The 12,847-nt window shown below is 73.9% G+C and carries 13 protein-coding genes; 9 read left to right on the forward strand and 4 right to left on the reverse strand.

What is annotated here, in order from left to right:
* Positions 1-106: 106 nt before the first annotated feature.
* Complete coding sequence (locus GA0070609_RS14330; RefSeq protein ID WP_088994269.1) at positions 107-1,180, reverse strand: XdhC family protein; 1,074 nt, start codon at positions 1,178-1,180, stop codon at positions 107-109.
* 117 nt (positions 1,181-1,297) lie between these two features.
* Between GA0070609_RS14330 and GA0070609_RS14335 the strand changes: the two genes are divergently transcribed.
* Genes GA0070609_RS14335 through GA0070609_RS14370 form a run of 8 tightly spaced genes read left to right on the forward strand, consistent with a single transcriptional unit; the run spans position 1,298 to position 9,594 of the window.
* Positions 1,298-2,170: an FAD binding domain-containing protein gene (locus GA0070609_RS14335; protein WP_088994270.1), complete on the forward strand. Its 873-nt coding sequence runs from the start codon at positions 1,298-1,300 to the stop codon at positions 2,168-2,170.
* A 2-nt stretch (positions 2,171-2,172) separates the two neighbouring features.
* Positions 2,173-2,721, forward strand: a complete 549-nt coding sequence (locus GA0070609_RS14340; protein ID WP_088994271.1) for a (2Fe-2S)-binding protein — start codon at positions 2,173-2,175, stop codon at positions 2,719-2,721.
* Positions 2,718-5,108 carry an aerobic carbon-monoxide dehydrogenase large subunit gene (locus GA0070609_RS14345; protein ID WP_088994272.1) on the forward strand — a complete coding sequence of 797 codons (2,391 nt, stop codon included), beginning with the start codon at positions 2,718-2,720 and terminating at the stop codon, positions 5,106-5,108. Before GA0070609_RS14340 ends, GA0070609_RS14345 begins: the two co-directional genes overlap by 4 nt.
* Positions 5,109-5,119: 11 nt before the next feature.
* Positions 5,120-5,986 carry an XdhC family protein gene (locus tag GA0070609_RS14350; protein ID WP_088994273.1) on the forward strand — a complete coding sequence of 289 codons (867 nt, stop codon included), beginning with the start codon at positions 5,120-5,122 and terminating at the stop codon, positions 5,984-5,986.
* Between the two features lie 2 nt (positions 5,987-5,988).
* Positions 5,989-6,567 carry a nucleotidyltransferase family protein gene (locus GA0070609_RS14355; RefSeq protein WP_088994274.1) on the forward strand — a complete coding sequence of 193 codons (579 nt, stop codon included), beginning with the start codon at positions 5,989-5,991 and terminating at the stop codon, positions 6,565-6,567.
* The gene (locus GA0070609_RS14360; RefSeq protein WP_088994275.1) at positions 6,564-7,433 is read left to right on the forward strand and encodes an AAA family ATPase; all 870 of its coding nucleotides are present in this window, start codon (positions 6,564-6,566) and stop codon (positions 7,431-7,433) included. Before GA0070609_RS14355 ends, GA0070609_RS14360 begins: the two co-directional genes overlap by 4 nt.
* Positions 7,430-8,365: an SRPBCC family protein gene (locus tag GA0070609_RS34880; protein ID WP_088994276.1), complete on the forward strand. Its 936-nt coding sequence runs from the start codon at positions 7,430-7,432 to the stop codon at positions 8,363-8,365. Before GA0070609_RS14360 ends, GA0070609_RS34880 begins: the two co-directional genes overlap by 4 nt.
* Positions 8,362-9,594 (forward strand): vWA domain-containing protein, encoded by a 1,233-nt coding sequence (locus GA0070609_RS14370; RefSeq protein WP_088994277.1) that lies wholly within the window; start codon positions 8,362-8,364, stop codon positions 9,592-9,594. The genes GA0070609_RS34880 and GA0070609_RS14370 overlap by 4 nt, the downstream gene beginning before the upstream one ends.
* Here the strand turns inward: GA0070609_RS14370 and GA0070609_RS14375 are convergent.
* The 3 genes from GA0070609_RS14375 to GA0070609_RS14385 form a co-directional block, all read right to left on the reverse strand.
* Entirely contained in the window at positions 9,519-10,472 is a 954-nt protein-coding gene (locus GA0070609_RS14375) for a LysR family transcriptional regulator (protein ID WP_088994278.1), read from the reverse strand. The two genes, GA0070609_RS14370 and GA0070609_RS14375, sit on opposite strands and share 76 nt — an antisense overlap.
* A 121-nt stretch (positions 10,473-10,593) precedes the next feature.
* Entirely contained in the window at positions 10,594-11,556 is a 963-nt protein-coding gene (locus GA0070609_RS14380; RefSeq protein ID WP_088994279.1) for an NAD(P)H-dependent flavin oxidoreductase, read from the reverse strand.
* A 68-nt stretch (positions 11,557-11,624) separates the two neighbouring features.
* On the reverse strand, positions 11,625-12,122 hold the full coding sequence (locus GA0070609_RS14385) for a hypothetical protein (RefSeq protein WP_088994280.1): 498 nt from the start codon (positions 12,120-12,122) through the stop codon (positions 11,625-11,627).
* An 82-nt stretch (positions 12,123-12,204) separates the two neighbouring features.
* On the opposite strand from GA0070609_RS14385, the gene GA0070609_RS14390 reads away from it, so the two are divergent.
* Positions 12,205-12,786 (forward strand): TetR/AcrR family transcriptional regulator, encoded by a 582-nt coding sequence (locus tag GA0070609_RS14390; protein ID WP_088994281.1) that lies wholly within the window; start codon positions 12,205-12,207, stop codon positions 12,784-12,786.
* Positions 12,787-12,847: the final 61 nt, after the last annotated feature.

The raw sequence follows: 12,847 nt of genomic DNA on the forward strand, positions 1-12,847 counted from the left end.
GGTTTCCGCGAGCGCCGCCGCCGCGCGCACCGGCCCGGATTCGGCTCCGGTGCACCGGTCGCGGTCCTTCGAGCGGCAGCGGGTCGTTTGTCCGGTCAGCGGCTCGTCACGGGTGGTGGATCGGGGTGTCAAGGTCGGTGAGGGGCCGACCCGAGCCTCCCCACGCCTCGGCGATGATTTCGGCGGCGATCGCCACGGCGGTCTCCTCCGGTGTCCGCGCGCCGAGGTCCAGCCCGACCGGGGAGTGGAGGCGGGCCAGGGCGATAGGGTCCACGCCCTCCTCCCGCAGTCGACGGAGCCGGTCGGCGTGGGTGCGGCGGCTGCCCATCGCGCCGACGTAGCGGGCCGGGGTGCGCAGGGCGACCTTCAGCAGCGGGACGTCGAACTTCGGGTCGTGGGTCAGCACGCAGAGCACCGTGCGCTCGTCGACCGGCGTCGACTCCAGGTAGGTGTGCGGCCACTGGACGACGAGGTCGTCGGCGTCCGGGAAGCGCTTGCGGGTGGCGAACACCGGACGGGCGTCGCAGACCGTGACGTGGTAGCCGAGGAACTGACCGATCCGGGCGACCGCGGCGGCGTAGTCGATCGCCCCGAAGACGATCATCCGGGGCGGGGGCAGGTACGACTGGACGAAGACGCGGACGTCGTCGCGTCGCCGCTCTCCCCGCCTCCCGAGCCGGATCGTGCCGGTGCTGCCGGCCGCGAGCATGCCGGCGGCCTGCTGTGCCGCCGCGCGATCCAGGTCGGGGTCGCCGAGGCTGCCGGCGACCCGGTCGGGCCAGAGCACCAGCTGGGCGTCCTCGACCGAGGCGGTGGCGACCGGCCGGCCGTCCCGGATCGCGGCGAGCACCTCGTCGGGTTCGGTGGTGGCGACGTCCGGTTGGACCAGGACCTCGATGGTGCCGCCGCAGGTCAGACCAATGTCGAACGCGTCGTCGTCGCTGACGCCGTACGTCTGGGTGCGGGCCCGACCGGTCTCGATCGTCTCCAGGCACAGCTCGTAGACCGCGCCCTCGACACAGCCGCCCGAGACGCTGCCCAGCACCTCGCCGTGCGCGGAGACGGCCATGGCGGCGCCCGGCTGCCGGGGCGCCGACCGCCAGGTCCGGACGACGGTCGCCACGGCGTACCCGACGCCGGCGGCGCGCCAGGCCGTCAGCCCGTCGACGATGTCCCGCATGGCGGAACGATCCGTGAGCGGCGCGGCACCGTCAACGGCGACCTAAGGGATCGCTTAGGTCACCGTTGACGGCGCTACGCGGCGGGGCCAGATTGGGCCGGACTGCGGAGGTGCGACATGCAGGTCCCGGCACCGTTCGAGTACGAGCGAGCTACCAGTGTGGACCACGCCATCGGCCTGCTGGAACGGCTGGGCAGCGGGGCGCGGTTGATCGCCGGCGGGCACAGCCTGCTGCCAATGATGAAGCTGCGGCTGGCCAACTTCGACTATCTGATCGACATCAACGATCTGCACACCGAGCTCGGTTACATCCGGCCGGGCCCCGACGAGGTGCGGATCGGCGCGCTGACCCGGCACCGGGAGCTGCTCGAATCGGCCGAGCTGGCCGCCGCGTTCCCGATCTTCACCGACGCCGAGCGGGTGATCGCCGACCCGGTGGTACGCAACCGGGGCACGCTGGGCGGTTCGCTCTGCCAGGCCGACCCGTCGGAGGACCTGTCAGCGGTCTGCACGACGCTGGACGCGAGCTGCGTGATCCGCGGGTCGGGCGGCGCCGAGCGGGTGGTGTCCATGGAGGAGTTCCACGTCGGGCCGTACGAGACGGCGGTCGGTGACGCGGAGATCCTGGTGGAGATCCGGGTGCCGGTGCGGCCGGGCGGCGGCAGCGCGTACGAGAAGGTCGAGCGCCGGGCCGGCGACTGGGCCGTGGTGTCGGCCGGCGCGGCGGTCTGGCTCGACGGCGGCGTTATCGTCGACGCCCGGGTCGGGCTGGCCGCGGTGGGGCCGAACACCACCGGCATCCCGGGGATCTCGGCGCTGCTGCGCGGCCGGCGGCCCACCGCGGAGCTGCTGGAGCAGGCCGGGGCGATCGCGGCGCGCAGCTGCGACCCGGTCACCGACCAGCGCGGCAGCGCGGACTACAAGCGGCGTCTGGCCGCCGAGCTGACCAGACGGGCCCTGCGCCGGGCCGTCGAGCGGGCGAGGAGCTGAGCATGCAGGTCACGATGACCGTCAACGGCGTCGAGGTCACCCGGGAGATCGAGGGTCGGCTGCTGCTGGTGCACTTCCTGCGGGACGTGCTCGGCCTGACCGGTACCCACTGGGGCTGCGACACCAGTAACTGCGGCACCTGCGTGGTGTGGCTGGACGGCGAGCCGGTGAAGTCGTGCACGGTGCTCGCCGCGATGGCCGGCGGTCACCAGGTGCGTACGGTCGAGGACCTGGCCGACGGCGCCGAGCTGGACCCGGTCCAGCAGGGCTTCATGCAGTGTCACGGCCTGCAGTGCGGATTCTGCACGCCGGGGATGATGATGACGGCCCGGGCGTTGCTGGACCGGAACCCCGACCCGACCGAGGCGGAGATCCGCGAGGCGATCTCGGGCCAGATCTGCCGGTGCACAGGCTACGCCACGATCGTCCGGTCGGTGCGGTGGGCGGCCGTGCACGAGGCGGCCGCCGCGGCGCGGGTCACCGAGACCACGGAGTCGCCCGACGCCGGCGAGATCGCCGACGCCGGCCAGCCCGCCGGGAGTGTCGCATGACGAGCGTGCATGAGCGCGTGGACACCTTCCACGACAACGACCAGAAGCCGGTCGGGCACGGCCGGATGCTGCGCAAGGAGGACCCGCGGTTCCTGCGCGGCCGCGGCCGGTACGTCGACGACATCCAACTGCCCGGCATGCTGCACCTGGCCATCCTCCGATCGCCGGTCGCGCACGCCCGGATCGTGGGCATCGACACCAGCGCCGCCGAGGCGTCCCCCGGGGTCGCGGCGGTGGTGACCGGGGCGATGCTGGCCGAGCAGGGCCTGGCCTGGATGCCGACCCTCTCCAACGACGTGCAGGCCGTGCTCGCCACCGACAAGGTGCGCTTCCAGGGCCAGGAGGTGGCGTTCGTCGTCGCCGAGAACCGGTACGCGGCGCGGGACGCGCTCGAACTGATCGACGTCGAGTACGACGTCCTCGACCCGGTGGTCGACGCCCGCCGCGCGCTGGCGCCGGACGCCCCGGTGATCCGCGACGACCTCGAGGGCAAGACGAACAACCACTGCTTCGACTGGGAGACCGGCGACGAGGCGGCCACCGCGGCGGTGTTCGCCCGCGCCGACGTGGTGGTCAGCCAGGACATCGTCTACCCGCGGGTGCACCCGGCGCCGATGGAGACGTGCGGGGCGGTCGCCGACTTCGACCCGGTCGAGGGCAAGCTGCGGCTCTGGTCCACCACCCAGGCGCCGCACGCGCACCGCACGCTGTACGCGCTGGTGGCGGGCATCCCCGAGCACAAGATCCAGGTGATCTCGCCGGACATCGGTGGCGGGTTCGGCAACAAGGTGCCGATCTACCCCGGGTACGTCTGCGCGATCGTCGCCTCGATCGTCACCGGCAAGCCGGTGAAGTGGATGGAGGACCGGTCGGAGAACCTGGTCAGCACGGGCTTCGCCCGCGACTACATCATGCGCGGCGAGATCGCGGCGACCCGCGACGGCCGGATCCTGGCCATCCGCACCAACGTGCTCGCCGACCACGGTGCCTTCAACGGCACCGCCGCGCCGGTGAAGTACCCGGCCGGCTTCTTCGGCGTGTTCACCGGCAGCTACGACCTGGAGGCCGCGTACTGCAAGATGACAGCGGTCTACACCAACAAGGCGCCGGGCGGGGTGGCGTACGCCTGCTCGTTCCGGATCACCGAGGCGGTCTACCTGGTCGAGCGGATCGTCGACTGTCTCGCCGACGAGCTGGGCATGGACCCGGCCGAGCTGCGGCTGAAGAACTTCATCCGACCGGAGCAGTTCCCGTACACCACCAAGACCGGCTGGGTCTACGACTCCGGCAACTACGAGCCCACCATGCGGCTGGCGATGCAGATGGCCGGCTACGACGAGTTGCGCCGCGAACAGGCGGCGAAGCGGGCCCGGGGCGAGCTGATGGGCATCGGCATCGCGTTCTTCACCGAGGCCGTCGGCGCCGGGCCGCGCAAGGACATGGACATCCTCGGCCTCGGCATGGCCGACGGCTGCGAGTTGCGGGTGCACCCGACCGGCAAGGCCGTGGTACGGCTCAGCGTCCAGTCCCAGGGCCAGGGGCACGAGACGACGTTCGCGCAGATCGTCGCCGAGGAGATCGGCATCCCGCCGGCCGACATCGACGTGGTGCACGGCGACACCGACAACACCCCGTTCGGCCTCGGCACCTACGGCAGCCGCTCCACGCCGGTGTCGGGCGCGGCGGCGGCGCTGGTCGCCCGCAAGGTCCGGGACAAGGCGCGGATCATCGCCTCCGGGATGCTGGAGGTCTCCGTCGCCGACCTGGAGTGGGAGAAGGGCGCGTTCCGGGTCAAGGGCGACCCGGGCCGATCCGTCACGATCCAGGACGTCGCCATGCGGGCGCACGGCGCCGGTGACCTGCCCGAGGGTGTCGAGGGCGGGCTGGAGGCGCAGATCTGCTACAACCCGTCGAACCTGACCTACCCGCACGGCGCGTACATCTGCGTGGTGGACGTCGATCCCGGCACCGCGCAGGTGACGGTGCGGCGGTTCGTCGCGGTCGACGACTGCGGCACCCGGATCAACCCGATGATCATCGAGGGGCAGGTGCACGGCGGGCTGACCGACGGGGTCGGCATGGCGCTGATGGAGATGATCGCCTTCGACGAGGACGGCAACTGCCTCGGCGCGTCCCTGATGGACTACCTGATCCCGACGGCGCTCGAGGTGCCCGACTGGGAGACCGGCTTCACCGTCACCCCGTCACCGCACCACCCGATCGGCGCGAAGGGCGTGGGCGAGTCGGCCACCGTCGGCTCACCGCCCGCGATCGTCAACGCGGTCGTGGACGCCCTGAAACCCTTCGGCGTACGGCACGCCGACATGCCGCTGACGCCGTCGCGGGTGTGGGACGCGATGCGCGGCAACCCGCGGCCGCCGATCTGAGAGGAGCGGCCATGACGACCATCGCCGACCGGGTCCGTGAGCTGACCGTCGCCCGGGAGCCGTTCGTGCACGCCACCGTCGTCCGCGCCCAGGAACCGACGTCGGCGCGGCCCGGCGACGCCGCCGTGGTGCTGCCGGACGGCTCCATCGAGGGCTTCGTCGGCGGCGTCTGCGCCGAGAGTTCGGTACGGGCCGCCGCGCTGGACACCCTGCGCGACGGCGCCACGCTGCTGCTGCGGGTGCTGCCGGACGACACGGCCACCTTCCCCGACACCCCGGGCGCGCGGGTCGTGGTCAACCCGTGCCACTCCGGCGGTGCGATCGAGATCTTCCTGCGCCCGGTGCTGCCCGCGCCCGTGCTGGGGCTGGCCGGCGGCACCCCGATCAGCGTCGCGGTGGCCACGCTGGCCGAGTTCCTCGACTTCGAGGTCGCCGCGTCCGGCGACTACGCGGGCGCGACAGCTGTCGTGGTGGCCGGGCTCGGCAAGGGCGAGCAGGACGCGATCCGGGCCGCCCTGGACGCCGGGGTGGGCTTCGTCGCGCTGGTCGCCAGCCGCAAGCGCGGCGCCGCCCTGCTCGACGAGCTGGCGCTGACCGACGCCGAACGGGCCCGCGTGCACACCCCGGCCGGGCTGGAGATCGGGGCGCGCTCGCCGCAGGAGATCGCCCTGTCGATCATGGCCGAGGTGGTGCGGGCGATCCGGGTGGACGGGCTGGCCTCCTCCCCCGGCCCGGCGGCGGCCCGGCCGCAGCAGGCCGTCGACCCGGTGTGCGGGATGACCGTGCTGGTCGGGCCGGAGACCCCGCACGCCCGGGTCGACGGGCGGGACCACTGGTTCTGCTGCGCCGGCTGCCACGCGAGCTTCACGGCGGCCTAGCCGTGTTCGTCACCGGCCTGGTGCTCGCCGCCGGGGCGTCGGTGCGCCTCGGCGAGGCCAAGCAGCTGCTCCCCTACCGCGGGCGGACGCTGCTCGATGCCACCCTGGACCTGGCCCGCTCCTGCGGCTTCGACCAGTTGCTGGTGACGCTCGGCGGCGCGGCCGAGCGGATCCGCGAGCGGGCGGACCTGACCGGCGTCCAGGTCGTCGAGAACGCCGACTTCAGCACCGGCTGCGGGTCGTCGATCAGCACGGCGGTGCGGGTGGTGGACGCCCGCGCCGACGGGCTCGTCCTGCTGCTCGGCGACCAACCCGGCGTCCGCGCCGCCGACGTGCGGCGGGTCGCGGCGGCGACCACCCCGCTGGCGGTGTGCCGGTACGCCGACGGGCTGGGCCACCCGTTCTGGTTCGCCCGCGCGGTCCTTCCGCAGCTGCGCGTCCTGCACGGCGACAAGGCGGTGTGGAAGCTGATGCACTCCGGCCGCCATCCGGTGACCGAGGTGCCCGTGGACGGGCCGGTGCCGATCGACGTGGACACCCGCGCGGACTACCAGCGGCTGCTGGCGGGCGAGGCGCCGTGAAGGATCCCCTCGCCGTCCGGCGCCGTCTCGACGCCGTCGACTACCTGGCCGACGACGGCATGGCGATGGCCCTGTTCCTGGCGTTGAAGCTCGGCAAGCCGCTGCTGCTGGAGGGCGAGCCGGGCGTCGGCAAGACCGCGGCGGCCAAGGCCCTCGCGCGGGCGCTGGACACGACGCTGATCCGGTTGCAGTGCTACGAGGGACTGACCGCCGGCGAGGCGCTCTACGAATGGAACTACCAGCGGCAGCTGCTCGCGATCCGGCTCGCCGAGGCGCAGCACGCCACCCTCACCGACGCCGACCTGTTCCGCGCCGAGTTCCTCCAGGAACGGCCGATCCTGCGGGCCGTACGCCACCCGGGGCCGGTCCCGCCGGTGCTGCTGATCGACGAGATCGACCGCGCCGACGACGAGTTCGAGGCGCTGCTGTTCGAGTTCCTCGGCGAGGCCGGCATCACCGTCCCCGAACTCGGCACGTTCGCCGCGACCACCCCACCGATCGTGGTGCTCACCTCCAACCGCAGCCGGGAACTGCACGACGCGCTGCGCCGCCGCTGCCTGTACCACTGGATCGACTTCCCGGAGCCGGCCCGGGCCGCCGAGATCGTCCGCCGGGCCGTGCCCGGGGCGGCGGAGCCGCTCATCCGTACGGCGACCGAGTTCATCGGCGCCGTCCGCGACCTGGAGCTGGACAAGGCGCCCGGCATGGCCGAAGCCATCGACTGGGTCGCCGCGCTGTCCGTGCTCGGCGCCACCGACCTCGCCGCCGGCGACGTCCTGCGCACCGTCGGCGCCATCGCCAAGACCCCCGACGACCGCGCCGCCGTCGCCGCCGCGCTCGGCGCCCACCAGGAGAGCCAGCCATGAAGATCACCAACGAGTTCGCTGTCAACACGCCGATCGAGCGGGCCTGGGCGGTGCTCACCGACCTGGCAGGGATCGCGCCCTGCCTGCCGGGGGCGCAACTGACCGGCGTCGACGGCGACGTCTACCGCGGCAAGGTGAAGGTCAAGGTCGGGCCGGTCGTCTCCGAGTTCGCGGGCACCGCCCGGTTCGTCGAGAAGGACGAGGCGCGGTACCGGGGCGTGATCGACGCGAAGGGACGCGACGCCCGGTCGGCGGGCAACGCCTCCGCGCTGGTCACCGCGCAACTGCGGCCCGACGGCGGCCGGACGCTGGTCACCGTGGACACCGACCTGACGATCTCGGGAAAGCTCGCCCAGTTCGGCAGCGGCATGATCAAGGAGATCTCCGCCAAGCTGCTGGCCCAGTTCGTCGCCAACCTGGAGGCCATGTTGGCCGCCGAGGAGGCAGGTACCACCGCTCCGGCGGGCGGCCCACCTGCGTCCCCCACGCGAGCCGAACCCGAGTCCGCAGCCGCCGCGACCACCCCCGGCACCTCCCCAGCCACCGCGACCGCGCCCCCGGCCACCGTCGGGGCATCGCCCGGCAGCCCGACGGCCGTCGCGGCCCCGGCCGACACCGCTGCGGCCGTCGCCGCCCCGACCGACACCCCCGTCGCCGTCGCACCTTCACCCGGCACCCTGACGACCGGCGCGCCTACGCCCGACACCCCGACCACCGGCACACCTTCGCCCGACACCCACGCGGCCGCCGCGAGATCGGCCGGCGTCGGATCCACGCCCGCCCAGCGGCCGCCCGCCACCGCCCGTGCCGAGCCGGAGGCGCTCGACCTGCTCAGCATCGCCGGCGGCTCGATCACCAAGCGGCTCGTGCCGGTGCTGGTCGGCCTCGTCGTCGTCGGCGCGGTGATCGCCTGGCTGGTCGCGCGCGGGTGAGCGGCCTGCTGCGCGGGGTCGACCGGGCCGCGTTCGCGGTGGCCTTCGCCGACCGGCTGCGGCGCGCCGGCGTCCCGGCCGGCCTCACCGAGGTCGACGACTTCGTCCGGGCGCTCGCCACCAACCCACCCGCGCAGCTGTCCACGCTCTACTGGACCGCCCGGATCAGCCTGGTCCGGCGGCACACCCACCTCGCCGCGTTCGACCGGGTCTTCACCGCGGTCTTCGCCGACGCGCCGCCGCTGCCGCTGCCCCGGTCCGCGGCCCCGCCCGGTGCCCGCGACGACGTGCACGTGCCGGTGCCCGCGACCACCGACGACGTGGGTCCGGGCGGTGGGCTGCCCTGGGCGACGCTGCCACCGGCCGTCGCCGAGGCGGCGGAGTCCGAGACCGCGACCCGGCTGCCCGAACGGACACCCAGCGCCCTCGCCGGGCTCGCCGACCGACCGTTCGAGGACCTCGACGGCGCGCAGCTCGACCTGCTCGGCGACGCCCTGCGCGCGGCCGTCGCCCGCTGGCCGACCCGACGCACCCGACGCCACGCCGTCGCCCCGAGCGGACGGCGGATCGCGCTGCGGCCGACGATCGCGCGGGCCCGCCGCACCGCGTGGGAACCCGTCGAGGTGGTCCGCGAGCGGCCGGTACGGCGACCTCGCCGGGTGGTGCTGCTCTGCGACGTCAGCGAGTCGATGCGGGCGCAGGCGGCCGCGTACCTGCACCTGATGCGGGCGTTCGCGGTGGCCGCCGACGCCGAGGTGTTCGCGTTCGCGACGACGCTGACCCGGCTCACCGTCGCGCTGCGGCACACCTCGGCGACCGCCGCCGTCGCGCAGGCCAGCGCGGCCGTCACCGACCGGTTCGGCGGCACCCGGATCGCCACCAACCTGCGGACCCTGCTCGCCTCCCACCACGGTGACGCCGTGCGCGGGGCGGTGGTGGTGATCGGCTCGGACGGCTGGGACAGCGATCCGCCCGGCGACCTGGCCGCCGCGATGGCGCGGCTGCGCCGCCGCGCGTACCGGATCGTCTGGTTGAACCCGCGGGCCGGCGCTCCGGGCTTCGCGCCCCGGGTGGCGGGGATGGCCGCCGCGCTGCCCTACTGCGACCGGCTGCTGCCGGCCGGCACGTTCCGGGAGCTGGTGGCGGCCGCCGGTCAGCTCCAGAGCGTCACGTGCACCGACGGCTTGAAGTGGCCCACGCTGACGCCCGCGCCGCGCATCATCGCCTGAATCGCCCGCGGCGTGGACGCGAAGCGGGACAGCTCGGCCGCGGCCGACGGGGCGCCGGGGTTGGCGAGCACCAGCGAGTGCCAGACGGCCTCGACCGTCGCGTGTGGCCCGGCCAGTGGCCGGAGCTGGCCGGTGCGGATGTCCGGCGCGACGGTGAACGCCAGCGCCGGCGCGACGCCCTTGCCGCGCTTCGCCTCGCCGAGCGCGGCCGCGTGGCTCTGGAAGATCCGCTGCCGCTCCTCGGGCACGGCGAGCCGGCGCAGCATGGCCGGGATCGCGCCCAGGTCGCTGGCCGCCGACGGCCCGAGCAGCCAGGTCTGCTCGCGTAGCTGCCCGGGCGACGCCGGCACGCCGGCCAGCGGGTGGTCCGGACCGGCGACGGTCACGAGCCGGTAGTTCATCACCGGCCGGCAGGCGATCGCCGGGTCGACGACCGGCTGCGGGCCGATCGCGATGTCCGCGGCCCGGGTCAGCAGCAGCGACTCGAACGAACCCGGGTTGCACACGCTCAGCTCGACGTCGAGGTCGGCGGCGCGCTTGGCGAACAGCTCGATCAGGCCCGGCGCGGCGAGTTCGGCGAAGAGGCTGGACGCGGCGACCCGCAGCAGCCGGCGACCCCGTGCCGCCGCGCTCACCTCCAGCACCGTACGGTCCTGCAGGCCCAGCAGCTCGGCCGCGCGGCTGGCCAGCCGCAGCCCACCGGGGGTGAAGGCGAGCCCCGCGGCCGTCCGGGTGAACAGCTGGTCGCCGAACTCCTTGCGCAGTTGCCCGATCAGCAGCGAGACGGCCGACTCGGAGACCTCGAGCTGCGCGGCGGCCCGCTTGACCGACCCCAGCCGGACCACGGCGACGTACGCGCGCAGCTGCGTCGGGGTCATCGTCGTCGACCCACTCTCCCGATCGGGTGATCCGGACCGTCTCGTGATCTACCGCGATCATTCCCGGTCAGCCGCCCGGCCGCCAGAGTCACTTCACGTCCCGGCGCCCGGCCCGCCCGGGTCAGCGCCGTCCGGCCCTGGACAGGGCGTCCTCGGCCTGGCTGGCCAGGGCGGCGACGAGGTCGGCTGCGGAGGGGACGTCGGTGATGAGGTCGACGGCCTCGCCGGCCCAGACCGGCAGCCGAGGTATGACGCCGCGCGCCACGTCGTCCTGGTAGTCCTGTCTGGACCGGACGTCGCCGGCGAGCTCGGCCTCGCGGCCGCGCCACCGGTCGAGGTAGGGGTGGCCGAGGGTACGGGCGGTGTACGTCGACGGCCATCGGGAGCCGCGGACGACGTCCAGCATGCTGCTGCGCTCGGTGTCCTCACCCCGTCCCTCGACGATCGCCCTGGTGATCTCGGGATCGACCAGCGCCTCGGCGGTGGCCTGGAAGCGGGTGCCGATCAGGGCTCCGGCCGCGCCCAGGGCGAGGGCCGCGGCGAGGCCGCGGCCGTCGGCGATCCCGCCGGCCGCCAGCACCGGCACCGGCGCCGCGAGGTCCACCACGACGGGTACGAACGGCAGCGTGGACCGCCCGCGCCGGGCGCCATGTCCGCCGGCCTCGGTGCCCTGCGCCACGATGACATCGGCGCCCAGGTCCACGGCCCGCCGGGCCTCGTCCAGATCCGTGACCTGGATGATCAAGGCCGCCCCGGCGCGACGGACCCGGTCCACGAACGGGCCCGGGTCGCCGAAGGAGAACATCACCGCCCGGGGGCCGTAGCTCACCGCATGCTCGACCGCGCCTGCGTCGATCGCCCAGGTCAGGAAGCCGACACCCCACGGCTGGTCGGTGCCCGAAGCGACGATCGGTACCTCACGATCGAGCCACTCCCGCTGCCCGTCGGCTGCGCCGAGCATCCCGAGGCCCCCGCCGCGAGAGACGGCCGCCGCCAACGCGCCACCGGCCGACCCGCCCATCGGCGCCAGCACGATCGGATGCCGCACCCCGAGCAACTCGGTGAACTCCGTCGACAACGCCATCGCTCACCTCACCACGGTGCAGCGCCGTCCCAGCCCGTGCCCGGCCGCCACCAGCGGCCGAGGCGGCCTCACGGGATCGTCCGGTCCGGGCGGGAGGTCGCCACGCGGGCGGCGGCGGCGCGGAGCACCCCGGGTACCAGTCGGCGATGGACGGCGGACGACGGGGGCCACACCCCGCGACCGAGGCGCCGGTCGTAGCGCAGGAAGGTGCCGAGGGAGACCCGCCCGTCGGCGGTCTGCACCAGGAGGTTGGCGGTCAGGAACCAGGAGGCGGTCTGGAGCCGGATCCAGTCGTCGCCACGGCCGTCGATCCGCCATCCGGCCACGGTGTCCGGCGATCGTCCCCGGCTGAGTCGCAGTCCGAGGACACCGCGCCAGATCAGCAGTTCCGCGACGCTGGGGACGTCGCCGAACATCGCCCGGGCCCACTGCTCCGGTGTGGCGGTGGCCTCCGTGCGGAGGGTGAACAGGTCGGCGTAGTCGATGGTGGGCAGCGAGCTGAGCGCGCGGACGGCCGCGGGGATGTGGTGCGTCCCCACAGCACTGTCGACAAGGCCGATGGTCATCTCGCTGCCCCCGATCTGATATACGGTGCCGTATAAAACAAGGCTAACCCCTGTTGTACGGTGGCGTATATAGAAAGGTGGGGTGGGGCGGATCGTGGGCGCGACTCGTACGCCGCGGGACAGGTGGATCGAGGAAGGGCTGCGGGCGCTGGCAACCGGCGGCCCGGATGCCGTCCGCGTCGAGGCGCTGGCGAAGCGGCTCGGCGTCACCAAGGGCGGGTTCTACGGGTCCTTCGCCGACCGGGACGCGCTGCTGACAGCGATGCTGGACACCTGGGAGCGCGAGAGCATCGACGAGGTGATCGACCGCGTCGAGCGCGAGGGCGGTGACCCGAAGACCAGGATTCAACGCGCCGGTGTGCTCACCTTCTCCAGCGAGCGCCTGCTGCCGATCGACCTCGCCATCCGCGACTGGGCCCGGCGCGACGAGACGGTCGCCGAGCGCCTGCGCCGGGTGGACAACCGGCGGATGGCGCTGCTGCGCGAGATGATCGGCACCTTCCGCTCCGATGCCGACGAGATCGAGGCCCGCAGCCTGCTCGCCTTCTGCCTGGCGATCGGTGAGCACTTCCTCGCCGCCGACCACGACGACCGCAGCCGGGCCCAGGTCCTCGCCCGCGCCGCCGACCTGCTGCTCGACCGCCCCACAGAGGCCAGCCACTGACCCGGCCTCGTGCCGGCGGTCGCGGTACCCGCCGGCCGCGTGGACCAGCCGGCCAAGTCGC

Source organism: Micromonospora echinaurantiaca (genome assembly GCF_900090235.1).
Lineage (GTDB): Bacteria > Actinomycetota > Actinomycetes > Mycobacteriales > Micromonosporaceae > Micromonospora > Micromonospora echinaurantiaca.

Excerpts from the sequence above, each read along its gene's own strand:
- GA0070609_RS14330 (WP_088994269.1), bottom strand. The coding sequence starts at position 1,180 with ATGCGGGACATCGTCGACGGGCTGACGGCCTGGCGCGCCGCCGGCGTC.
- GA0070609_RS14335 (WP_088994270.1), top strand. The coding sequence starts at position 1,298 with ATGCAGGTCCCGGCACCGTTCGAGTACGAGCGAGCTACCAGTGTGGAC.
- GA0070609_RS14340 (WP_088994271.1), top strand. The coding sequence starts at position 2,173 with ATGCAGGTCACGATGACCGTCAACGGCGTCGAGGTCACCCGGGAGATC.
- GA0070609_RS14345 (WP_088994272.1), top strand. The coding sequence starts at position 2,718 with ATGACGAGCGTGCATGAGCGCGTGGACACCTTCCACGACAACGACCAG.
- GA0070609_RS14350 (WP_088994273.1), top strand. The coding sequence starts at position 5,120 with ATGACGACCATCGCCGACCGGGTCCGTGAGCTGACCGTCGCCCGGGAG.
- GA0070609_RS34880 (WP_088994276.1), top strand. The coding sequence starts at position 7,430 with ATGAAGATCACCAACGAGTTCGCTGTCAACACGCCGATCGAGCGGGCC.
- GA0070609_RS14375 (WP_088994278.1), bottom strand. The coding sequence starts at position 10,472 with ATGACCCCGACGCAGCTGCGCGCGTACGTCGCCGTGGTCCGGCTGGGG.
- GA0070609_RS14380 (WP_088994279.1), bottom strand. The coding sequence starts at position 11,556 with ATGGCGTTGTCGACGGAGTTCACCGAGTTGCTCGGGGTGCGGCATCCG.
- GA0070609_RS14385 (WP_088994280.1), bottom strand. The coding sequence starts at position 12,122 with ATGACCATCGGCCTTGTCGACAGTGCTGTGGGGACGCACCACATCCCC.